The sequence below is a fragment of the Pseudomonas sp. P179 genome, assembly GCF_000478485.2.
In the GTDB taxonomy this organism is placed as follows: Bacteria; Pseudomonadota; Gammaproteobacteria; order Pseudomonadales; family Pseudomonadaceae; genus Pseudomonas; species Pseudomonas aeruginosa.
The window spans coordinates 358,386-378,493 of sequence record NZ_KI517354.1 but is presented as its reverse complement, the minus strand read 5'-3'; the positions used below and the strand labels follow the sequence as shown (position 1 = coordinate 378,493).

Genomic DNA, 20,108 nt, shown 5'->3' with positions numbered 1-20,108 from the left:
CGGGGATAGCCGGTTCAGGCGCTGGGTTGCCAGCCACCGCCGAGGGAGCGGTAGATCGCCACGATGCCGCGGTACAGCTCGACCTCGGCCTGGGCCTGGGCATCTTCGGCGGAGAGTTGCTCGCGTTCGGCGTCCAGCAGCACCAGGAAATCGGTGGTGCCTTCGCGGTAGCGGATCGCCGCCTGTTGCGCGGCGGCGCGGCTGGCTTCCGACTGGCGGACCAGCGAGACCAGGCGCTCCTGGCGCTTGCCATAGTCGCTGAAGGCATTCGCCGATTCTTCCAGGGCCAGCAGCACCTGCTGTTCGTAGCTGGCCAGCGCGGCGTCGGCGTCGGCCTTGGCGCCTCGCAGGCGGGCACGCACGCTGCCGAGGTCGAAGGCGGCCCAACTGATGCTCGGGCCGACGCTCCAGGCGCGGGCGGCGCTCGAGCCGATCTGCGAGCCCCGCCCGGCGGTGAAGCCGAGGAAGCCGCTGAGGCTGACCCGCGGGAACAGGTCGGCGGTGGCCACGCCGACGTCGGCGGTGCTGGCGGCCAGGCGCCGTTCGGCGGCGCGGATGTCCGGCCGGCGGCGCAGCAGTTCGCCGGGATCGCCGATCGGCAGGGCCTTGGTGATCGCCGGCAGGTCGCGCGGCGAAAGGTCCACTGTCAACTCTTCCGGCCGTTGGCCGAGGAGGGTGGCGATACGGTGCCTGGCGCGCTCGGCTTCCGCCTGCAGTTGCGGCACGCTGGCGGCGGTGGCCGCCAGGCGCGCATCGGCGCGCAGTACGTCGAGTTCGGCACCGACCCCGGCGTCGCGCAGTTGCTCGGTGAGCTGGCGCGACTCCTTCTGGTTCTCCAGGTTGCTCAGGGCAATCTTCTCGCGCAGTTGCGCGCCGCGCAGTTGGCCGTAGGCGTCCACCAGCTCGGCGATCAGGCTGACCTGCAGTTGCTGCAGGTCGGCCTCGGCTGCTTCGCTGAGGGCGTCGCTGGACTCCAGCTGACGGCGGATGCGCCCGAACAGGTCAAGCTCCCAGGCGCTATCCAGGCCAAGGTCGTAGCGCTCGCTGTTGACCCGGTCCTCGGTCACTCCCGGTTGCTGGCCCTTGCCGATGTCGGCGCTGGCGCGGCTGGTGACCACCGGGAAGCGATCGTTGGCCACGTCGTCGCGCAGGGCGCGGGCGGCGCGCAGGCGGGCGAAGGCCACGCGCAGGTCGCGGTTGCCGCTCAGCGACTGTTCGACCAACTGGTTCAGGGTCGGATCGTCGAACTGTTTCCACCACAGGCTTTCGAAGCGGCTGCGGTCGTAGGGCTTGCTCGCCGTGGCGTCGATCTTCGCCGCCGCGGTGTCGGGGGTCCGGTAGTCCGGACCCACCGTGCAGGCGCTGAGCGCCAGCAGACTGAACAGACCCAGGGCGGACGCGAGCCCGCTCCGGATCGACTGCGCGTGAATCATGCATGCACCTCTGGCAGGCCTTTGTCGTTGGCGGCGCGGCGCGCTTCGCGGTTCTCCACGAAGCGGCGGATGAGGACGTAGAACACCGGCGTCAGCAGCAGGCCGAAGAAGGTCACCCCGATCATCCCGGAGAACACCGCCACGCCCATCGCATGGCGCATCTCGGCGCCGGCGCCGGTGGAGATCACCAGCGGCACCACGCCCATGATGAAGGCGATGGACGTCATCAGGATCGGCCGCAGGCGCAGGCGGCAGGCTTCCAGCACCGCGGCGACGCGGTCCATGCCTTCCTCCTGCTTGTCCTTGGCGAACTCGACGATCAGGATCGCGTTCTTGCACGCCAGCCCCACCAGAACGATCAGGCCGATCTGGGTAAAGATGTTGTTGTCGCTGCCGGCCAGGATCACCCCGGTGATCGCCGACAGCAGGGTCATCGGCACGATCAGGATCACCGCCAGCGGCAGGCTCCAGCTCTCGTACTGGGCGGCCAGCACGAGGAAGGCCAGCAGCACGCAGAGCGGGAAGACGAACAGCGCGGTATTGCCGGCGAGGATCTGCTGGTAGGTCAGCTCGGTCCACTCGTAGGTCATGCCGTTGGGCAGTTCCTCCTTCAGCAGCTTCTCGATCGCCGCCTGCGCCTGGCCGGAGCTGTAGCCCGCGGCCGGGGCGCCGTTGAGTTCGGCGGTGATGAAGCCGTTGTAGTGCATCACACGGTCCGGACCGGAGGTGTCGCTGACCTTGATGAAGGACGCCAGCGGGACCATCTCGCCGAGGTTGTTGCGCACCTTCAACTGGCCGATCTGCTCGGGTTCGAGGCGGAACTGCTGCTCGGCCTGGACGTTGACCTGATAGGTACGGCCGAAGCGGTTGAAGTCGTTCGCGTACAGCGAGCCGAGGTAGACCTGCAGGGTGTCGAAGATGTCGCTGATCGCCACGCCGTGGGTCTTGGCCTTCTCGCGGTCGATGTCGGCGTCGATCTGCGGCACGTTGACCTGGTAGCTGGAGAACACCGAGCTGGGTTCCAGCTCAGGCAGCGCACGGGCCTTGGTGATGATGTTCTGGGTCTGCTTGAACAGCTCCTCGTAGCCCTGGTTGCCACGGTCCTCGATCTGCAGGCGGAAGCCGCCGATGGTCCCCAGCCCCTGTACCGGCGGCGGCGGGAAGATCGCGATGTAGGCGTCCTGGATGTCGGCGTACTTGGCGTTCAGCGCGGCGGCGATGGCCCCGGCCGACTGGCTCGGGTCCTTGCGCTCGTCGAACGGCTTCAGCGGGGTGAACACGATGCCGCTGTTCGGGCTGTTGGTGAAGCCGTTGATCGACAGGCCGGGGAAGGCCACCGAGTCTGCCACGCCGGGCTGCGCCAGGGCGATCTCGGACATCTGCTTGATCACCGCCTCGGTACGGTCCAGGCTGGCCGCGTCGGGCAACTGGGCGAAGGCCACCAGGTACTGCTTGTCCTGCTGCGGGACGAAACCGGTCGGCGTGCTGGAGAAGCCGAAGTAGGTCAGCACCATCAGTCCGCCGTAGACCAGCAGGGCGATCGAGCTGCCGCGCAGGACCCGGTTCACCGTGCCGACGTAGCCATGGCTGGCGCGGTCGAAGAAACGGTTGAACGGACGGAACAGCCAACTGCCGAGGAGCTTGTCGAGGAACACCGAGAAGCGGTCCTTCGGCTCGTGGTGGCCCTTGAGCAGGACCGCCGCCAGCGCTGGCGACAGGGTCAGCGAGTTGAACGCCGAGATCACCGTGGAGATCGCGATGGTCAGGGCGAACTGGCGGTAGAACTGCCCGGTGAGGCCGGAGATGAACGCGGTCGGGATGAACACCGCGCAGAGCACCAGCGCCGTGGCGATGATCGGCCCGGTCACCTCGCGCATGGCACGCTTGGTGGCTTCCACCGGCTTGAGGCCGAGGCCGATGTTGCGCTCGACGTTCTCCACCACCACGATGGCGTCGTCCACCACGATGCCGATGGCCAGCACCAGGCCGAACAGCGACAGCGCGTTGAGCGAGAAGCCGAGCATGTGCATCACCGCGAAGGTGCCGATCAGCGACACCGGCACCGCGGCCAGCGGGATGATCGAGGCGCGCCAGGTCTGCAGGAACAGGATCACCACCAGCACCACCAGCACCAGGGCTTCGAACAGGGTGTGCACCACCGCCTCGATGGAGCCGCGGACGAAGATGGTCGGATCGTAGACGATGGAGTAGTCCATGCCTTGCGGGAAGCTGTGCTTCAGCTCGGCCATCTTCTCCCGCACCAGGTTGGAGATCTCGATGGCGTTCGAGCCGGGACGCTGGAAGATCGGGATCGCCACCGCCGGCTTGTTGTTCAGCAGCGAACGCAGGGCGTACTGGTTGGAGCCCAGCTCGACCCGGGCGATGTCGCGCAGACGGGTGATCTCGCCGTTGGCGCCGGCGCGGATGATGATGTTCTCGAACTCTTCCTCGGTGACCAGGCGACCCTGGGTGTTGATCGACAACTGGAAGCTGGTATCGCTCGGCGCCGGCGGCGCGCCCAGGGTGCCGGCGGCGACCTGGCGGTTCTGCTCGCGGATGGCGTTGACCACGTCGGTGGCGGTGAGGTTGCGCGAGGCGACCTTGTTCGGGTCCAGCCAGACGCGCAGCGAATAGTCGCCGAGGCCGAACAACTGGACGTCGCCGACGCCGTCGAGGCGGGCCAGTTCGTCCTTCACGTTGAGCACCGCGTAGTTCGACAGGTAGAGCATGTCGTAGCGGTTATCCGGCGAGGTCAGGTGCACGACCATGGTCAGGTCGGGCGAGGCCTTGTCGACGGTGATGCCGAGCCGGGTCACTTCTTCCGGGAGCTTCGGCTCGGTCCGGGTGACGCGGTTCTGCACCTGCACCTGGGCGTTGTCCAGGTCGGTGCCGAGGGCGAAGGTGATGGTCAGGGTCAGCTTGCCGTCGGAGGTCGACTGGGAGGACATGTAGAGCATGTTCTCCACCCCGGTGATCGCCTGTTCAAGGGGAGAGGCGACGGTCTCGCCGATGACTTTCGGGTTGGCGCCGGGGAAGTTGGCGCGGACCACGACGGTCGGCGGCACCACTTCCGGGTATTCGCTGATGGGTAGCTGGAACAGGGAGATGGCGCCGCCAATCAGGATCAGCAGCGACAGCACCGCGGCGAAGATCGGCCGCTGGATGAAGAATTGGGAGAAATTCATCGGTTCTTCCTATCGCCGCGCTCAGCCGCGCGGCTCGTTGCGAGTGGCGTTGTCCTTGGACGCCGCCACCTTCGGTGGTTCGCTGTCGCCGACCGACTGCCGCAGGCGCGCGAGGGTGGCCAGGGTGTCGGCGCTGGCCATCTCGACCTTCTGCGGATCCACCTGCATGCCCGGGCGGACCCGCTGCAGGCCATTCACGACGATCCGGTCGCCCTTGCTCAGGCCGCTGCGGACGATGCGCAGGCCCTCCAGCTTCGGTCCCATCTCGACGGTGCGGTAGACGGTCTTGTTGTCGCCATCCAGGACCAGCACGAACTTCTTGCCCAGGTCGGTGCCGACCGCTTCGTCCTTGATCAGGGTGGCGGCGTAGGTCTTGCTGCCGACCAGCTTCAGGCGCACGTAGAGGCCCGGGGTGAACTCGCCCTTGGCGTTGTCGAACACGGCGCGGCCGCGGATGGTGCCGGTACGCGGGTTGACCTGGTTGTCGAGGAAGTCCAGCCGGCCCAGGTGCGGGTTGCCGTCCTCGCTGCTCAGGCCGAGGTAGACCGGGCTCTCGCTGCGCGTGTCGCGACCGGCCTGGCGGGCCAGCTCGACGTACTTGAGGAACACGCGTTCGTCGGCGTCGAAGTAGGCGTAGACCTTGTCGGTGCTGACCAGGGTGGTGAGCAGGGTTTCCCCGGAGTTGACCAGGTTGCCGGCGGTGACCTCGGCGCGGCTGACGCGACCGTCGATCGGCGCGGTGATCCGGGTGAAGCTCAGGTTCAGGCGTGCCGCGTCCAGTTGCGCCTGGGTCGCGGCGACCGCCGCCTTGGCTTCCTGGGCGGCGGTGGTGCGGGCGTCGGCGAGTTCCGCGGAGATCGCGTTGCTGGCGCGCAGGCGTTCGCCGCGCTGGGCTTCGTTGACGCTCCGCGCCTGGGCCGCGCGGGCCTGTTGCAGCTGGGCTTCGAGGCGCTTGACCTCGGCCTCGAACGGGCGCGGGTCGATCTGGAACAGCAGGTCGCCTTTCTTCACCAGTGCGCCTTCATGGAAGGCCACGCGGTCGATGTAGCCCGACACCCGCGGGCGCAGCTCCACCGACTCCGGGGCCTCCAGGCGGCCGGTGAATTCGTCCCACTCGTTCAGCGGTTGTTCGATGACTTCGGCGACGCTGACCTTGGGCGCCGCCATGCCTTGGGTGGTTTCCGGGGCCTTGCCGCAGGCGCTCAGGACCAGTACGGCCGCGAGTGCGAGGGGGTAGCGCCAGGAGAAGTGGGATGACTGTTCCATGCTTGACTCCGCCAGTCGGTTTTTCGGGATTGGCGAAGTCTGCGGGCTGCTCCGGCAGGGAACTAATCGAACGACGAGATTTTGATTATCACGAACAGTGATACATGGTTTTTCGTTTTCTGTAACAGTCGATGGTTATGGACAGTGCTTTCGATGGAATAAGCCGCACACCCGCGGCGCGCGATCGATTTTCCCGTTGCGACGCCTCGTGCGGGTAGCTGCCGGAGGGCTCAGAGACTGTCCGGATCGCCGATGAACATGCTGATCCGCGAGCGCAGCCAGCGTTCGGCCGGATCGTTGTCCTGGGCGCCGCGCCAAGCCATCGACAGTTCGAAGGCCCGGGTCTCGAACGGTGGGTCCTCGGCGCGTAGGCCGCCGGCGGCGATCAGCGCCTGGGCGGCGTAGTCGGGCACGGTGGCGATGATGTCGGTGCCGGCCAGGAGGGTGCCGAGGCCGTTGAACTGCGGCACCGCCAGGACCACCTTGCGCTTGCGGCCGAATTTTTCCAGCTCCTCGTCGACGAAGCCGCTGAGGTCGCCGGCGAAGGACACCAGCGCGTGCGGTCGCGCGCAATAGTCGTCGAGGGTCAGCTGGCCGGGCGCGGAGTCGGCGCGGAGGATCTTCGGCTTGCTGCGGCGCACGGTCTTGCGCTTGGCGTTGGCCGGCAGTTCGTCGGTGTAGCTGACGCCCACCGAGATCTCCCCCGAGGCCAGCAGGTTCGGCATCAATAGATAGTTGGCGCGGCGCACGACGAGGACGATCCCCGGCGCCTCTGCGCGCAGGCGGCGGAGCAGGGGCGGCAGCAGGCCGAACTCGACGTCGTCGGAAAGGCCGATGCGGAACACCGCGGTGCTGGTCGCCGGATCGAACTCGCTGGCGCGACTCATGGCGGTGGAGATGGAATCCAGCGCCGGCGACAGGTGGGCGAAGATTTCCTGGGCTCGCGCGGTGGGTTCCATGCTGCGTCCGGTACGGACGAACAGCGGGTCGTCGAACAGCGTGCGCAGGCGCGACAGCGCGGCGCTGATGGCCGGCTGGCCGAGGAACAGTTTCTCTGCGGCGCGGGTCACGCTGCGTTCGTGCATCAGAGTCTCGAACACGATCAGCAGGTTCAGATCGACGCGGCGCAGGTCGTTTCGGTTCATGGCGTTCCTCGTTTCCAGGGGCTAGAGGCTGCAACCGCGGGGGCTCGCCGTCAAGCCTTGCGTGCGAGACGGGGCGGGGCCTGGCGAGGTGCCGGAGGGGCATAGGATCACTGACAGGCATAGCCATTATCAATAACGACGGGTGGTTTTGTCAGGCATGGGCGGATACAGTCACAACCCATGAGGTTATTCACCCCGTGATGCACTGCAGAGGTTTGCGATGTCCCGAGTGATCCGTTTTCATCAGTTTGGCCCGCCAGAGGTCCTCAAATGCGAAGAGCTGCCGACCCCGGCGCCGGCCGCAGGGGAAGTCCTGGTGCGTGTCCAGGCGATCGGCGTGAGCTGGAAGGATGTGCTCTGGCGTCAGAACCTGGCCCCGGAGCAGGCTGCGCTGCCGTCCGGTCTCGGCTTCGAACTGGCCGGCGAGGTGCTGGCGGTCGGCGTCGGCGTCGGCGACCTGCCGCTGGGTTCCCGCGTGGCCAGTTTCCCCGCCCATACCCCCGATCATTATCCGGCCTATGGCGACGTGGTGCTGATGCCGCGCGCGGCCCTGGCGGTATACCCCGAGGTACTCACCCCGGTGGAGGCCAGCGTCTACTACACCGGCCTGCTGGTGGCCTATTTCGGCCTGGTCGACCTGGCCGGGTTGAAGGCCGGGCAGACCGTGCTGATCACCGAGGCGGCGCGCATGTACGGACCGGTCTCGATCCAGTTGGCCAAGGCTCTCGGCGCGCGGGTGATCGCTTCCACCAAGTCCGCCGAGGAGCGCGAGTTCCTCCGCGAGCAGGGCGCCGACAAGGTGGTGGTGACCGACGAGCAGGACCTGGTCCTGGAAGTCGAGCGCTTCACCGAGGGCAAGGGCGTCAATGTCATCCTTGACGAATTGGGCGGCCCGCAGATGACCCTGCTCGGCGATGTCTCCGCCACCCGCGGCAAGCTGGTGCTGTATGGCTGCAACGGCGGCAACGAGTCGGCGTTCCCGGCCTGCGCCGCGTTCAAGAAGCACCTGCAGTTCTACCGCCACTGCCTGATGGATTTCACCGGTCATCCGGAGATGGGCCTGGAACGCAACGACGAGTCGGTGAGCAAGGCCCTCGCGCACATCGAGCAACTGACCCGCGATCGCCTGCTCAAACCGGTGGTCGACCGGGTATTCGAGTTCGACCAGGTGGTCGAGGCGCACCGCTACATGGAAACCTGTCCGAAGCGTGGCCGGGTGGTGATCCACGTCGCCGATTGAGGACGACCCGCAGCGAAAGAGCCCGGCCATCGAGCCGGGCTTTTTCGTGGGGGACAGAGGTCTCTGGGTTCTGGTCGCCAGCGCGTTAGGAGAGCAAAGGGACAGTTCGACTCTTCTTGAAAATATCTGTAATCCGGCTTCAGATCATTTGAAGCCCCAAGCGACCGAGGCTCGCCGCCAGTCGCAGGCGCGAGGTCTGCCAGTTGCCGAGGGCGCGGATGTGCTGGTCCTCGGCGCTGGCGTAGGCGGTCAGGGCGTTGAGCAGCTCGATCATGCTGCCGACCCCTGAGCGGTAGCGGCCCTGCACCACCTCCAGGCTTTGCCGCGACTGTTCGACCAGTTCGCGGGTGCGCGCCAGGCTGCGGGTCTCGACGCTGAGCGACTGGTAGTTGTTCCACACCTCCAGCGAAACCTGCTGCTCGGTGTCGGCCAGCTCCGCTTCGCTGGCTTCGCGGAGGGCCAGGGCGTTGCGGACCTGGTAGGTGCGTTCGAAGCCTTCGAACAACGGGATGTTCAGTTGCAGGCCGATGCTGCGGTCGCGTTCGCGGGTATCGCCGTTGAACGCCATCGCCTGGTCGCTATGGCTGCGTGCCAGGTTGGCGCTCAGCGCCAGGCTCGGCCGGCCGGCGGCGCGGCTTTCCTCCACCGAGGCGGCGGCGGCTTTCAGCCGCGCCTGGGCGGCGAGCAGCGCCGGATGCTCGCGGCGGGCTTCGGCGAGCATCTCGTCGATGGCCTTGACGAAGCCGGTGTCGGGTTGCGCCTCCAGCTCGCCGGAGAGGCGCAGCGGGGTATCCGGCGCCAGGCCCATGCACAGGGCGATGACGCCGAGGGCGTTGCTCAGGGCGCCTTCGTCGCGGACCTGGGCGAGGCTCGCCTGGGACAGCGCGGTCTGCGCCTGCAGGCGATCGGAAAGGGCGGCGGCGCCGGCCCGGTACTTGGCGTCGGCGGCTTCCAGGTTCTGCGCCGCCAGCTCCGCGACCTGCCGCGAGGCGGCCAGGCTGCGCTGGGCGGCGAGGGCGTCGTAGTAGGCCTGGCCGGCGACCTGGCCGGCGGTGCCGAACACGTCCGGCTCGTAGGCGGCGGCGCCGGGAACCAGGCCGAGCAGGCCGCACAACAGGCCGGCGAGGGCACGCATCAGGCCTGCTCCCGCGCCGCGGCGGCCTGGCGTTCGGCCAGGCGCGCGGTGCTTTCGTCGAGGCTTACCTTGCCCTGGCCGAGGACTATCACGCGGTCCGCCGAGGCGATGGTCTCGGGCCGATGGGCGACCATGATGCGGGTGATGCGCAGCGCGCGAATGGCGGCGTTGACCCGCTGTTCGCAGTGTACGTCGAGGTGGCTGGTGGCTTCGTCGAGGAACAGGATGCGCGGCTTCTTGTACAGCGCCCGGGCCAGCATCACCCGCTGCTTCTGGCCGCCGGAGAGCACCGTGCCCATGTCGCCGACCAGGGTGTTGTAGCCCATCGGCATGGCCTGGATGTCATCGTGGATGGCAGCCATCTGCGCGCACTGCAGCAGCCAGGGCATGTCCGGTTGCGGGTCGAAGAAACTGATGTTGTCGCTGAGCGAACCGGCGAACAGCACGTCGTCCTGCAGCACCGTGCCGACCAGTTCGCGCAGGCCGTCCAGGCCCAGTTGCGCAAGGTCCAGGCCGGCCATGCGGATCTGTCCCTCCACTGGCGGGAGGATGCCCAGCAGGACGTTGAACAGGGTGCTCTTGCCGCAGCCCGAGGGGCCGACGATGGCCACCGACTCGCCGCCGGCGATGCGCAGGTCGAGGCCGTCGAGGACCCAGGGCTCCTGTTCCGCGTAGCGGTAGCGCAGGCCCTGGATCTCGATGCTCGCCTCGCGCTCGCGGAGGTTCTCCGGGAGGATGTCGCCGTGGCTGACCTCCGGGGCCTGGAGCACGATGTCGGCCAGGCGCTCGCCCTGCAACTGGAGCATGCGCAGCTCGAAGAACTTGTCGATCAGGCTGCCGACGCGGCTGTCGAACTGCGACTTGTAGGCGTTGAAGGCCATCAGGATGCCGACGCTGAACTGGCCGTCCATCACCATGGTCGCGCCGAGCCAGATCACCAGCAGGTTCTCCACGCCGAACAGCAGGCCGTTGAGCTGCTGGTAGAACAGTTGCAGCTTCTGCGTACGCAGGCCGGCGTTGATCTGTTCCACCAGCAGGCCGAGCCATACCGAGCGGCGCTCGTCCTGGCGCTGGAACAGCTTCGACGATCTGCTCCTCGGTGGCGTTGCGCAACGGCCGGTACCAGATCCAGCGGCCGAGGGCGTAGAGGCTCATGGCGGCGATTTAGTTCGCGCACCTGATAACTCCTTTGAGATTTTTTCAAAAGTTATTAGTAAAGCGATAATGCAAGAGCTAAGTAGTATTAGGCCGGTTGTAGATGATGACAGTTTTGCTCCTGGTGATATATCGCTATTGCCAATCAGATAGAGGCCGAATAAACCTGTGGAGATCATGATTAGAAGCCCGCTAAGTGTTTGAATGCGTTTTCGTGGCTCTAGTTGGTTAGATTTTTCTTTGTTTAGCTCTTTAAGCGCTTTTGTTGTTGAAATAAGATGAATGATTCCTGTGTAAAATATTATGGCGCAGATTGATAATGTTGCGTCAATGGTTGCTAGCCATTTTTTCTCCATTCCTAGTTGGTCATTGAAGATTGAGAAGAGTATGGCGATTCCCGCTCCGTAGCCGGAAATTATGAGTGTAGGACTTCTCCTGATTTTGAGTTTGCTAAAATTGTGTTCTGACAATTTTATATTCCCTGCTGGTTGGGGTGGTGTGGCGTTAGTTTTTTAGCACGATATCGTTTTTGATGTGTGTAAGAGAATTCTGTGAAAACTAATGGATTTTTCTTGCGTGAGAGGCTTTGGGTATCATGGAGTAGACAGAAGCATGTTTGACGGTCTAGGTGGGGTGGCGCTTTTGAAATGCCCTTGGGAGGGGTTTTTGAAGGATGTGGAGATGTGTCGTTTCTGGCGGTTTTGGAAATTTATTATGTGCCTTGGCAGTTTTTATTCTTGAGCGTGCTGTGTTTTAGAGGATGTCTCCAATGGCAGGTTTGCATGTATATGTAGGCGCTATGGCGGCGCGAATATACATTGCCGCCAAAGCACACTGCTTATTCGTTCAGATCCACAGATCGTTGACGGCCGTCCGCTCGCCGCCCTGGTCGCCGGTATTGCGCACGCCGCAGGGCTCCACCAGGAGCATGCGCACCTCGCCCTCGGCGAACGGCTTGTGCTCCACGCCGCGCGGCACCACATACATCTCGCCGGGGCCCAGGTGCACCGCGCCGTCGCGGAAATCGATGCGCAGGCGACCGGCGAGGACGATGAAGGTCTCGTCGGTGTCGGCGTGGCTGTGCCAGACGAAGTCGCCTTCGATCTTCACCAGCTTGAACTGGTAGTCGTTCATCTGGGCGATCACCCTGGGTTGCCAGCGGTCGTCGAACAGGGCGAGCTTGGCGGCGAAGTTGATCGCTTGGGTTGTGCTGGTGGACATCGGTGCGCTCCGGTGGTTGGTCTCTGGCGCCAGGGTAGGCGGCTACGGAGCGGGCGGTCTTGGATGATCGTGCAACCTGGCTAGGCGCGGCCGAGCATACGCAGCCAGCGTGCCGGCGGCAGGCCGTAGCTCTGGCCGAAATGGCGGGTCATGTGGCTCTGGTCGGCGAAACCGGCGGCAAGCGCGGCTTCGGCCAGCGTCTGGCCGCCGAGCATCAGCCGGCGGGCGATGTCCAGCCGGCGCTGGATCAGGTAGCGGTAGGGGCTGGTGCCGAACAGCGCGCGGAAATCGCGCGACAGGCTCCAGCGTTCGCGCTGGGCGACCTGCGCCAGTTCGTCGAGGCCCAGCGGGCGCTCCAGGTGCGCGTGGATGTACTGCCGGGCGCGCTCGGCGGCGACGAAGTCGAAGTGGCGCCTGCCGCGCGCCCGGTTGCCGGCCACGGCGTCGAGGGCGTGGGCCAGTTCGAACAGGGCGTCCTGTTCTTCCAGCGGCTCCAGCGGGGTATCCATGGCCTGTAGCAGGGCCCGGCTGGCGGCGATCAGGCGCGGGTCGTCGGACAAGCCCCCGCGCACGAACGGCAGCGGCCGGCCGCCGAGGGCCTGCTGGATCAGCGCCGGCTCGACGTAGAGCATCCGGTAGCGGAACCCTTCCTGGCTGCCGGCCTCGCCGTCGTGCAGCTCGTCGGGATGCAGCACCAGGCAGCCGCCCGGCAGGCTGTGGCGCTGGCTGCGGCGATAGCGGAAGCTCTGCACCCCGGCCAGGGTCTGGCCGATGGCATAGGTGTCGTGGCGATGCGGATCGTAGCCGTGGCCGGCGAAGTAAGCCTCGATGCGTTCCACCGCACCGTGTTGCGGGGCGCGTCGAACCCAGTCGCGGGGCGTATTGGCGTGGCTCATGGGGAAAGGCTCGTGGCGCGGAAGGTTCAGGCTAGCGCTTCGTTGGCGCGACTGGAATAGCCGGACGGCGTCTCGCCGAATACTGTGCGGAAGGCACTGGCGAAGCTGCTCGGGCTTTCGTAGCCGAGCGACCAGGCGACCTCGCCGACCGCCTGGCCCGCTGCCAGCCGTTCGACGGCCGCGTGCAGTCGCGCCAGTTGCCGCCATTGCGCGAAGCTCATACCGGTCTCGGCGCCGAACAGCCGGCTCAGGCTACGGCTGCTGAGGCCCGCCCAGCGTGCCCATTCGGCCGCCGGTCGCGGATCGCCGGGGTTGGCCAGCAATGCCTCGGCGATCCTGCGCAGGCGCGAATCCCCCGGATAGGGCAGGCGGGTCCGCTGGGGCACGGCGTGGCGCAGTTCGTCCAGCAGCACGCGCAGCAGGTTCTCGCGTTCGGTGCTCCAGGCGGAGCCGGTCGGCCAGCGGGTGGCGCGTTCGACGATCAGCGCCACGAAAGCCGAGCAGGCGAGCACGCCGGGGTGCCGGGGCAGGTCGCGGCAGTGTTCGGCGGCGAGGTAGGCGCTCCAGCCCGCCAGGCTGCCGTGGGAGTGCGCCGAGTGTGGGTGACCCGGTGGGATCCAGGCGATCTGGCGCGGAGGCAGGGCCTGGCGGCCATGCTCGTCCTCGACCACCAGAAGACCGCGCTCCAGGCAGTAGAGCTGGCCGCAGGCATGGCGGTGGGAGGCCGTGCGGCTGGCTGCGCGGTCGATGCGCAGGGCGAAGAGCGGGACGGGCAGGGGTTCCGGAAGCATTTGGCGGAAAAGCGACGATGATTGGCTCGGGATGGATAATAGGCCATTCGACTGCGGATGTAGCCTGGCGGCTCATCATTCTTGCCTGGAGCACGCCATGAAAGCCGAAGACATCCTTCCCGACCGACAGGACCGCATCCGCCTGGGCGGCGTGGAGATACGCAAGGGCAGCGTCGGCGCGTTCATCGCCAACGCCCGGCTGCTGCTTGAGGAGGAACTGCCCGCGGCGCAACGGCGGCAGGCTGAAGAAGACCTGCGCGCCCTGCTGCCGGCGATCCGGGCACTGGGGCTGCTGGAACTCTTCGAACTGCGCGACGCGCGACTGCGGACGCTGGTGGCGGATTGGGAAAACGCCGCTGGCCGCTCCTGAGAGCGGCACACGGGCACTGGAGGTATCAGTCGTCGATGCAGCTTTCGATCAGGCGTTGCAGGGCTTCGCGCTCACTGACCGGCGTGCGCATCGGCATGTGCGCGAGGCTGCCGTCGCGGCGCTCGATGATGTACTCGGTCTCGAAGTGCAGGGTGCAATCCTCGAGGCTCACATAGGTGACGCCATAGGTCGGGGCCTTGCGGGAGCGGGCTGAGAGCATGGATGCCTCCTTGGGTTCATTTCTTCTCGCTGGTCGATGCGGGCGCGCTGGCCTGAACCGGGCGAGTAGGGGTCACTGCATTGCTGTAGAACGCGGAAGCGGCGAAGTAGCTGGCGAGGGCGCTGAAGCTGGACATGATCGGTTCTCCTGGGGAAGGGTGGGCGTCTGCCCTTGGAGAGCATGTTTGCCCAGCGGGAGAACCGGCAGAAGTAAAAAGCCTGCATGGTGTATATCGAGCGCGGTGATGGATCAAGCGACCCCCTCCAGCCTTGCGACTGTTCGCCGGTGTTACCATATGACGTGTTTTTTTCTCAGGAATTCCCATGGCCAAGCGTGGACGCCCCTGCGGCTTCGATCGTGAACAGGCATTGCGCCGGGCGCTCGACGTGTTCTGGGAGGCCGGTTACGAAGGCGCGACCATGGCCGCGCTGAAGGAGGCCATGGGTGGCATCTGCGCGCCGAGCATGTATGCCGCCTATGGTTCCAAGGAGGCGCTGTTCCGTTCGGCGGTGGAACTCTACCTGAGCCAGGAGTGCCAGCTTTCCAAGGGCGCCTTCGCCCTGCCGACGGCGCGCGAGTCGATCGCCGCGCTGCTGGAAAGCGCCGCCGTCAGCTACACCACGGAAGGCAAGCCGCGCGGTTGCCTGGTCGACCTCAGCACGACCAATTTCTCGCCGGCCAACAAAGGCGTCGAAGACTACCTGCGCGATCACCGGCGGCGCGCCGCGCGCCTGCTGCGCGAGCGTTTCGCACGAGGCGTGGCCGACGGCGACGTGCCGGCCGGAGCCGATCTCGACGCGCTCACCAGTTTCTACAGCAGCGTGCTCCAGGGCCTGTCGATCCAGGCCCGCGACGGCGCCAGCCGCCAGCAGTTGCTGGCCATCGGCCGCTGCGCGATGGCGGCCTGGGATTCCCTGCTGGCGGTCGAGGCCGCCTGACGCCACAGCGCGCCTTGACTGGAAAAAGCCCATGGATTCTCCGTGGGCAAAAACTATAACGCGTGATATAGAATTGATCCAAACCCCGGGCGAGGTCCTTCCGCGCGTGTCTCGCGCCCCGGCCATCGCCCGCTGCCGATTGGAGCTTTCATGACAACGCTTGCTGATATTCCCCTGTCCATGCTCGACCTGGTGCCGGTGCGCACCGGCGGCAGCGTGGCCGAAGCCCTGCACAACTCCCTGGACCTGGCGCGCCATGTGGAGCGCCTGGGCTTCAACCGTTTCTGGCTGGCCGAGCACCACAACATGGATGGCATCGCCAGCTCCGCCACCGCGCTGCTGATCGGCCATATCGCCGGCGGCACCTCGCGGATCCGCGTCGGCTCGGGTGGGGTGATGCTGCCGAACCATGCGCCGCTGGTGGTGGCGGAAAACTTCGGCACCCTGGAGACGCTCTACCCGGGCCGCATCGACCTCGGCCTTGGCCGCGCCCCCGGCGCCGACCAGGCGACCATGCGCGCCTTGCGTCGCGACCGCCTGGGCAACGGCGACGACTTCCCCGAGCAGGTCGCCGAGCTGGAAATGCTGCTCGGCCCGCGCCGTTCCCAGCAGAGCCTGCTGGCGGTGCCGGGCGAGGGTACCCAGGTGCCGATCTGGCTACTCGGTTCGAGCCTGTTCAGCGCTCACCTGGCGGCGCAGAAAGGCTTGCCCTATGCCTTCGCTTCGCATTTCGCACCGCGTTACCTGCACGAGGCGCTGCGCATCTACCGCAGCAACTTCCAGCCCTCGGCGGTACTCGACAAACCTTACGCGATGATCGGCGTGCCGCTGATCGCCGCACCTACCGACGAAGAGGCCGAGTTCCTCGTCACTACCGCCTTCCAGCGCGTGCTGGCGCTGATCCGCGGCGAGAGCCTGAAACAGAAGCCGCCGGTGGAAAGTATGGCGCCGTTGTGGCTGCCCCACGAGCAGGATGCGGTCGGCAGCTTCTTCGGCCTGGCGGTGATCGGCGGTCCGGAGAAGGTTCGTGCGCGCCTGGAGATCCTCCTGGAGCAGACCGGCGCCGACGAGCTTATCTTCACCAGCGACTTCTACGAGCACGCCCATCGGCTGCGCTCTTGCGAAATCGTCGCGGGGCTGAAAGGGGCGTGATCCGGGGCCTGTAGGGAAAATGATGTAGACCTGCGTGCGGTAGGGTCTTTCGGCGATAGGTTTTTTGGTTCTAAACTTAGAACTAAAAACAATAAGCCAGAGAGGAACCCTGCCATGCCGGTTGCACACCGACTGCTGTTTTCATTGACCGCCTTGCTGGCGGCGACGGCCCAGGCCGCCGTCGACGGCCAGAAACTCTACACACAGGGCGGCGCCAACCCGGCCGCCGCGGCCTGCGTCACCTGCCACGGCGCCGATGGCATGGGCCTGGCCGCCGCCGGCTTTCCGCGCCTGGCGGGCCTTCCCGCCGCCTACCTGAGCAAGCAGCTGCACGACCTCAAGCAGGGCGGCAGTCGCGAGCACCCGGTGATGAAGGGCATAGCCGATGCTCTCGGCGACGACGAGATCCAGGCGCTCGCCAATACCCTCGCGGCAATGCCGGCGCCCAAGCCGGTGGAGCTGTCGCGCGTGGCCACCCCGCGCAGCCCCGGCGAGACCCTGGCGGTACGTGGCGCCTGGGAGCGCAACATTCCCGAGTGCGTGACCTGTCACGGTCCGGCCGGCATCGGCGTGGGGGAGGCCTTCCCGCCGTTGCAGGGGCAGGGCGAGATGTACCTGAGCAACCAGTTGCGCGCCTGGCAGCTTGGCACTCGCCGCAACGACCCGAACGATCTGATGGGACATATCGCCAAATCCCTCAGCGAAGAGGAGATCCGCAGCGTCAGCCAGTTCTTCGCCACCCTCGGTCAGGCAGGAGGCCAGCCATGAACATGCCGTCGATCCTTTCCCTGGCCGTCGCCGGCCTGCTGGTCGCTCCCGTCCACGCGGCAACGGCGCCCTCGGAGCCGTTCCAGCCGCCGGCGGAAAGCAGCCTCCCGGACAACGCCTTCGGCGAAATGGTCCGCCAGGGCCAGGCGTTGTTCGTGGAAACCCGGAAGAACGCGCCGCATCTGGTCGGCAACCAGCTCAACTGCGTCAACTGCCATCTCGACCAGGGCCGCCGGGCCAACTCCGCGCCGCAGTGGGCGGCCTATCCGGTCTATCCGGCGTTCCGCGCCAAGAACAACAAGGTCAATACGTTCGCCGAGCGCCTGCAGGGCTGTTTCCAGTTCAGCATGAACGGCAAGGTGCCGGCGGCCGACAGCCCGGAGATCAAGGCCCTGACCGTCTACGCCTATTGGCTGGCGAGCCAGGCGCCGACCGGGGTCAGCCTGCCCGGACGCGGCTATCCGGACGTGGCCCCGCCGGAAGGCGGCTACAGCATCGAGCGCGGCGCCAAGGTCTATGCCGCGCAGTGCGCGATCTGCCACGGCGCCGACGGCCAGGGCCAGATGGCTCTGGGGCAGACGGTGTTCCCACCGCTGTGGGGCGCGCAGTCCTTCAACTGGGGCGCGGGCATGCACCGCATCAACACCGCGGCCTCCTTCATCAAGTACAACATGCCGCTGGGCAAGCCCGGTACCCTCAGCGACCGCGACGCCTGGGACGTCGCCGCCTTCATGAACAGCCACGAGCGCCCGCAGGACCCGCGCCTGGTGGACGGTTCGGTGGAGAAGACGCGGCAGAAGTTCCATGCCAACGACGGCGTCAACCTGTACGGACAGAAGGTCAACGGCGTGCTGCTGGGACAGGGAATCTGACCCTCGTGGCCTGGCGTCCGCAGGACGGAGACCCGGTCCGGCGGAAGCAGGTCGGCGCGGGGGTAGGGCGAATAACGCCAACGGCGTTATCCGCCGATGCCTGGGCCTCGGTCCGGCGGATAGCCGCGGGCGGCTATTCGCCCTACGGGGGCCGGTTGGCGGGTGGGCCCGCGCATCACTCGCGCAGCGGCATTTCCAGCGTCACCCGCAGGCCGTCCGCGCGGCTGTCGAAGTCCAGCCGGCATTGGCAGCGTTGCACGATAGCCTGGACGATGGCCAGGCCGAGCCCGCTGCCGCCGCTCTTGCCGTGGCGCCAGAAACGCCGGGTGAGGTGCGGCAGGTCGGTTTCGGCGATGCCCGGACCGTGGTCGCGGACGTGGAAGCGCGCGCAGCCTTGCGCGGTTTCCACCGCCAGCTCCACCCGGGTGCCGGCGGCGGTGTGGCGCAGGGCGTTGTCCAGCAGGTTGCGCAGCGCGGCGATGGCCAGCACCGAGGGGACTTCCAGCGGCGCCTCGGACAAGCCGTCGGCCAGCTTCAGCTCGAACATCCGCACGTCGCCGTGGCCGGCGTCGTGCATGGCTACCCGGGCGGCGTCCTCGGCGCCGCATTGCACGCCGTCGTCGAACGACAGGCTGCCTTCCACCCGCGCCAGCAGCAACAGCTGGTCCAGCGTCCGGTGCAGACGGTCGGCGCCTTCCTCGGCGTGGGCCAGGGCCTGCTCGGCGGCGGCGCCCTCGGTCATGCGCGCGACCTGCAGGTGGGTCTTGATCGCGGTCAGCGGGCTGCGCAGCTCGTGGGCGGCATCGCCGGTCAGGCGTCGCTCGCGTTCGATGGCCTGGGCGATGCGCTGGAACAACTGGTTCTGGGTTTCCACCAGCGGCTTCAGTTCGCTCGGCAGGGCCGCCAGCTCCAGTGGCTCCAGCGAGTCGGCGCCACGTCGGGTGAGGGCGTCGCGAATCCGCTTGAGCGGCGCCAGGCCCTGGCCGGCGCCGAGCCAGAGCAGGGCCAGGCTGCCGAGCAGGGCGACCGTCACCGGCACCGCGGCGGCCACCACCACCGAGCGTTGCAGCACGTCGCGCTCTTCCAGGCGGTCGGCGGTGCTGACCCGCAGATCGCCGGCCTGCACGGTGAAGCTGCGCCACAGCACGCCGTTGATTTCCTGGTCGCGGAAGCCGCTGGCGGTGCTGTCCAGCGCCCGCTCCGGGGTGGCATGGCTCTGCGCCAGGACTTCGCCGCGCAGTGAGCTGACCTGGCAGGCCATGCCGTTGGGAATTCCCAGTTGCTCCGCGCTCAGGCGCGTGGTCTGGCCGTCCGCCGGCTGCGGCTGCGGCAACTGCTGGAGCAGGCCGGCAACCATCCGCGCCGAGGCCGCCAGGCGTTGGTCGAAGGAGCGCATCATCTGCCCGCGCAGGTCGCAGAGCATCCAGGCCGCGGCCAGCGACCAGAGCAGGATGAAGGCCGAGCCGAGGATCAGGGTCAGGCGCAGGCGCAGGCTCATGCGTCGTCTCCGTCGCCGCGCGCCGGCCCGAGGCGGTAGCCGAGGCCGCGCACGGTCTGCACGATGGCGTTGCCGAGCTTGCGCCGCAGGTGATGGATGTGGACGTTGAGGGCGTTGCTCTCGACCTCGTCGCCGAAGCCATAGACGCTGTCCTTGAGCTGCTCGCCGCTGAGGATCCGCCCGCGGTTGTTGAGCAATGCCTGCAACAGCGCCTGTTCGCGTCGCGACAGTTCCACGGGGCGGCCGTCGAGCCAGGTTTCGCGGGTGCTCGGATCGTAGCTGAGGCGGCCGTGTTCGATGACGTTGACGCAACGCCCGGCGGAGCGCCGCTGCAAGGTATGCAGGCGGGCGCCGAGTTCGCGCAGGTCGAAGGGCTTGAGCAGGTAGTCGTCGGCGCCGGCCTGCAGCCCGGCGACCCGGTCGGTCACCGCGTCGCGCGCGGTCAGCACCAGCACCGGCAGGTCGACGCCCTGCTGGCGCAGGCGTTGCAGCAGGCGCAGGCCGTCCTCGTCGGGCAGGCCGAGATCGAGGACCAGCACGTCGAAGCGCGCCACCTGGAGCAGCGCCTGGGTATCGGCGGCGCTGGCCACCCGGTCCACGGTCAGGCCCTGGGCGTTGAGGCCGGCGACGATGCCGCTGGCGATCAGGTCGTCGTCTTCGGTGAGCAGTACATGCATGGCGGTATCGCTGGTTAAAGGGATAGGAGTCTGAAGCGGGCGAATTAAGCCAGGATTATGCCCCGCCCGGCGCGTCGCCGGGGTTTTCCCGTGGCCGCGTTAACGGCCTGTTAATCGTCGCTGGCCATGCTGCCGCCGAGTTCATC

The 20,108-nt window shown here is 66.9% G+C and carries 19 protein-coding genes and 1 pseudogene; 6 read left to right on the top strand and 14 right to left on the bottom strand.

Annotation, left to right across the window (positions count from 1 at the left end):
* Positions 1 to 14: 14 nt before the first annotated feature.
* From oprN to mexT, 4 genes are all read right to left on the bottom strand, one after another.
* Positions 15 to 1,433, bottom strand: a complete 1,419-nt coding sequence (gene oprN / locus HMPREF1224_RS14325; RefSeq protein ID WP_003113303.1) for a multidrug efflux RND transporter outer membrane subunit OprN — start codon at positions 1,431 to 1,433, stop codon at positions 15 to 17.
* Positions 1,430 to 4,618, bottom strand: a complete 3,189-nt coding sequence (mexF, locus tag HMPREF1224_RS14320; RefSeq protein ID WP_003089834.1) for a multidrug efflux RND transporter permease subunit MexF — start codon at positions 4,616 to 4,618, stop codon at positions 1,430 to 1,432. Before mexF ends, oprN begins: the two co-directional genes overlap by 4 nt.
* A gap of 21 nt (positions 4,619 to 4,639) precedes the next feature.
* Positions 4,640 to 5,884: a multidrug efflux RND transporter periplasmic adaptor subunit MexE gene (gene mexE, locus HMPREF1224_RS14315; protein ID WP_003103549.1), complete on the bottom strand. Its 1,245-nt coding sequence runs from the start codon at positions 5,882 to 5,884 to the stop codon at positions 4,640 to 4,642.
* 230 nt (positions 5,885 to 6,114) lie between these two features.
* Positions 6,115 to 7,029, bottom strand: a complete 915-nt coding sequence (gene mexT, locus HMPREF1224_RS14310; protein ID WP_003089829.1) for a multidrug efflux system transcriptional regulator MexT — start codon at positions 7,027 to 7,029, stop codon at positions 6,115 to 6,117.
* Positions 7,030 to 7,249: 220 nt separating this feature from the next.
* Here mexT and mexS point away from each other — a divergent pair, with 220 nt between their 5' ends.
* Positions 7,250 to 8,269, top strand: a complete 1,020-nt coding sequence (gene mexS / locus HMPREF1224_RS14305; RefSeq protein WP_010793056.1) for an oxidoreductase MexS — start codon at positions 7,250 to 7,252, stop codon at positions 8,267 to 8,269.
* 139 nt (positions 8,270 to 8,408) lie between these two features.
* Here mexS and HMPREF1224_RS14300 read toward each other — a convergent pair whose 3' ends face one another.
* From HMPREF1224_RS14300 to HMPREF1224_RS14280, 6 genes and pseudogenes are all read right to left on the bottom strand, one after another.
* On the bottom strand, positions 8,409 to 9,404 hold the full coding sequence (locus tag HMPREF1224_RS14300) for a TolC family protein (RefSeq protein ID WP_010793055.1): 996 nt from the start codon (positions 9,402 to 9,404) through the stop codon (positions 8,409 to 8,411).
* Positions 9,404 to 10,568 (bottom strand): annotated as a pseudogene (locus tag HMPREF1224_RS14295) (peptidase domain-containing ABC transporter); the annotation flags it as partial. The gene HMPREF1224_RS14300 and the pseudogene HMPREF1224_RS14295, both read right to left, overlap by 1 nt.
* Positions 10,556 to 11,029: a hypothetical protein gene (locus HMPREF1224_RS45270; RefSeq protein WP_123822998.1), complete on the bottom strand. Its 474-nt coding sequence runs from the start codon at positions 11,027 to 11,029 to the stop codon at positions 10,556 to 10,558. The gene HMPREF1224_RS45270 and the pseudogene HMPREF1224_RS14295, both read right to left, overlap by 13 nt.
* Before the next feature lie 376 nt (positions 11,030 to 11,405).
* Complete coding sequence (locus HMPREF1224_RS14290; RefSeq protein WP_003089825.1) at positions 11,406 to 11,780, bottom strand: cupin domain-containing protein; 375 nt, start codon at positions 11,778 to 11,780, stop codon at positions 11,406 to 11,408.
* A gap of 80 nt (positions 11,781 to 11,860) precedes the next feature.
* Positions 11,861 to 12,676: an AraC family transcriptional regulator gene (locus HMPREF1224_RS14285; protein WP_003113300.1), complete on the bottom strand. Its 816-nt coding sequence runs from the start codon at positions 12,674 to 12,676 to the stop codon at positions 11,861 to 11,863.
* A gap of 26 nt (positions 12,677 to 12,702) precedes the next feature.
* Complete coding sequence (locus HMPREF1224_RS14280; RefSeq protein WP_003122659.1) at positions 12,703 to 13,467, bottom strand: AraC family transcriptional regulator; 765 nt, start codon at positions 13,465 to 13,467, stop codon at positions 12,703 to 12,705.
* A gap of 97 nt (positions 13,468 to 13,564) precedes the next feature.
* Here HMPREF1224_RS14280 and HMPREF1224_RS14275 point away from each other — a divergent pair, with 97 nt between their 5' ends.
* Complete coding sequence (locus HMPREF1224_RS14275; RefSeq protein WP_003089816.1) at positions 13,565 to 13,837, top strand: hypothetical protein; 273 nt, start codon at positions 13,565 to 13,567, stop codon at positions 13,835 to 13,837.
* Positions 13,838 to 13,862: 25 nt separating this feature from the next.
* On the opposite strand, the gene ptrC is transcribed toward HMPREF1224_RS14275, so the two are convergent.
* Both ptrC and HMPREF1224_RS46085 read right to left on the bottom strand, forming a co-directional pair.
* A complete protein-coding gene (gene ptrC, locus HMPREF1224_RS14270; protein WP_003089814.1) occupies positions 13,863 to 14,057 on the bottom strand; it encodes a type III secretion system co-regulatory protein PtrC in 195 nt (64 codons plus the stop codon).
* A gap of 16 nt (positions 14,058 to 14,073) precedes the next feature.
* Positions 14,074 to 14,193, bottom strand: a complete 120-nt coding sequence (locus HMPREF1224_RS46085; RefSeq protein ID WP_003116878.1) for a PA2485 family small membrane protein — start codon at positions 14,191 to 14,193, stop codon at positions 14,074 to 14,076.
* Positions 14,194 to 14,380: 187 nt separating this feature from the next.
* Here HMPREF1224_RS46085 and HMPREF1224_RS14265 point away from each other — a divergent pair, with 187 nt between their 5' ends.
* The 4 genes from HMPREF1224_RS14265 (at position 14,381) to HMPREF1224_RS14250 (ending at position 17,787) form a co-directional block, all read left to right on the top strand.
* Positions 14,381 to 14,995, top strand: a complete 615-nt coding sequence (locus HMPREF1224_RS14265; RefSeq protein ID WP_003089808.1) for a TetR/AcrR family transcriptional regulator — start codon at positions 14,381 to 14,383, stop codon at positions 14,993 to 14,995.
* A gap of 150 nt (positions 14,996 to 15,145) precedes the next feature.
* On the top strand, positions 15,146 to 16,147 hold the full coding sequence (locus tag HMPREF1224_RS14260) for an LLM class flavin-dependent oxidoreductase (protein WP_010793054.1): 1,002 nt from the start codon (positions 15,146 to 15,148) through the stop codon (positions 16,145 to 16,147).
* 114 nt (positions 16,148 to 16,261) lie between these two features.
* Positions 16,262 to 16,915 (top strand): c-type cytochrome, encoded by a 654-nt coding sequence (locus tag HMPREF1224_RS14255; protein WP_010793053.1) that lies wholly within the window; start codon positions 16,262 to 16,264, stop codon positions 16,913 to 16,915.
* Positions 16,912 to 17,787 (top strand): c-type cytochrome, encoded by an 876-nt coding sequence (locus HMPREF1224_RS14250; RefSeq protein WP_003103565.1) that lies wholly within the window; start codon positions 16,912 to 16,914, stop codon positions 17,785 to 17,787. Before HMPREF1224_RS14255 ends, HMPREF1224_RS14250 begins: the two co-directional genes overlap by 4 nt.
* A 175-nt stretch (positions 17,788 to 17,962) precedes the next feature.
* On the opposite strand, the gene HMPREF1224_RS14245 is transcribed toward HMPREF1224_RS14250, so the two are convergent.
* Positions 17,963 to 19,285: an ATP-binding protein gene (locus tag HMPREF1224_RS14245; RefSeq protein ID WP_010793052.1), complete on the bottom strand. Its 1,323-nt coding sequence runs from the start codon at positions 19,283 to 19,285 to the stop codon at positions 17,963 to 17,965.
* A complete protein-coding gene (locus HMPREF1224_RS14240; RefSeq protein WP_003103570.1) occupies positions 19,282 to 19,962 on the bottom strand; it encodes a response regulator in 681 nt (226 codons plus the stop codon). The genes HMPREF1224_RS14245 and HMPREF1224_RS14240 overlap by 4 nt, the downstream gene beginning before the upstream one ends.
* Between the last annotated feature and the right edge of the window lie 146 nt (positions 19,963 to 20,108).

Excerpts from the sequence above, each read along its gene's own strand:
- oprN (WP_003113303.1), bottom strand. The coding sequence starts at position 1,433 with ATGATTCACGCGCAGTCGATCCGGAGCGGGCTCGCGTCCGCCCTGGGT.
- mexF (WP_003089834.1), bottom strand. The coding sequence starts at position 4,618 with ATGAATTTCTCCCAATTCTTCATCCAGCGGCCGATCTTCGCCGCGGTG.
- mexE (WP_003103549.1), bottom strand. The coding sequence starts at position 5,884 with ATGGAACAGTCATCCCACTTCTCCTGGCGCTACCCCCTCGCACTCGCG.
- mexT (WP_003089829.1), bottom strand. The coding sequence starts at position 7,029 with ATGAACCGAAACGACCTGCGCCGCGTCGATCTGAACCTGCTGATCGTG.
- mexS (WP_010793056.1), top strand. The coding sequence starts at position 7,250 with ATGTCCCGAGTGATCCGTTTTCATCAGTTTGGCCCGCCAGAGGTCCTC.
- HMPREF1224_RS14300 (WP_010793055.1), bottom strand. The coding sequence starts at position 9,404 with ATGCGTGCCCTCGCCGGCCTGTTGTGCGGCCTGCTCGGCCTGGTTCCC.
- HMPREF1224_RS14290 (WP_003089825.1), bottom strand. The coding sequence starts at position 11,780 with ATGTCCACCAGCACAACCCAAGCGATCAACTTCGCCGCCAAGCTCGCC.
- HMPREF1224_RS14285 (WP_003113300.1), bottom strand. The coding sequence starts at position 12,676 with ATGAGCCACGCCAATACGCCCCGCGACTGGGTTCGACGCGCCCCGCAA.
- HMPREF1224_RS14280 (WP_003122659.1), bottom strand. The coding sequence starts at position 13,467 with ATGCTTCCGGAACCCCTGCCCGTCCCGCTCTTCGCCCTGCGCATCGAC.
- HMPREF1224_RS14275 (WP_003089816.1), top strand. The coding sequence starts at position 13,565 with ATGAAAGCCGAAGACATCCTTCCCGACCGACAGGACCGCATCCGCCTG.
- ptrC (WP_003089814.1), bottom strand. The coding sequence starts at position 14,057 with ATGCTCTCAGCCCGCTCCCGCAAGGCCCCGACCTATGGCGTCACCTAT.
- HMPREF1224_RS46085 (WP_003116878.1), bottom strand. The coding sequence starts at position 14,193 with ATGTCCAGCTTCAGCGCCCTCGCCAGCTACTTCGCCGCTTCCGCGTTC.
- HMPREF1224_RS14265 (WP_003089808.1), top strand. The coding sequence starts at position 14,381 with ATGGCCAAGCGTGGACGCCCCTGCGGCTTCGATCGTGAACAGGCATTG.
- HMPREF1224_RS14260 (WP_010793054.1), top strand. The coding sequence starts at position 15,146 with ATGACAACGCTTGCTGATATTCCCCTGTCCATGCTCGACCTGGTGCCG.
- HMPREF1224_RS14255 (WP_010793053.1), top strand. The coding sequence starts at position 16,262 with ATGCCGGTTGCACACCGACTGCTGTTTTCATTGACCGCCTTGCTGGCG.
- HMPREF1224_RS14250 (WP_003103565.1), top strand. The coding sequence starts at position 16,912 with ATGAACATGCCGTCGATCCTTTCCCTGGCCGTCGCCGGCCTGCTGGTC.
- HMPREF1224_RS14245 (WP_010793052.1), bottom strand. The coding sequence starts at position 19,285 with ATGAGCCTGCGCCTGCGCCTGACCCTGATCCTCGGCTCGGCCTTCATC.
- HMPREF1224_RS14240 (WP_003103570.1), bottom strand. The coding sequence starts at position 19,962 with ATGCATGTACTGCTCACCGAAGACGACGACCTGATCGCCAGCGGCATC.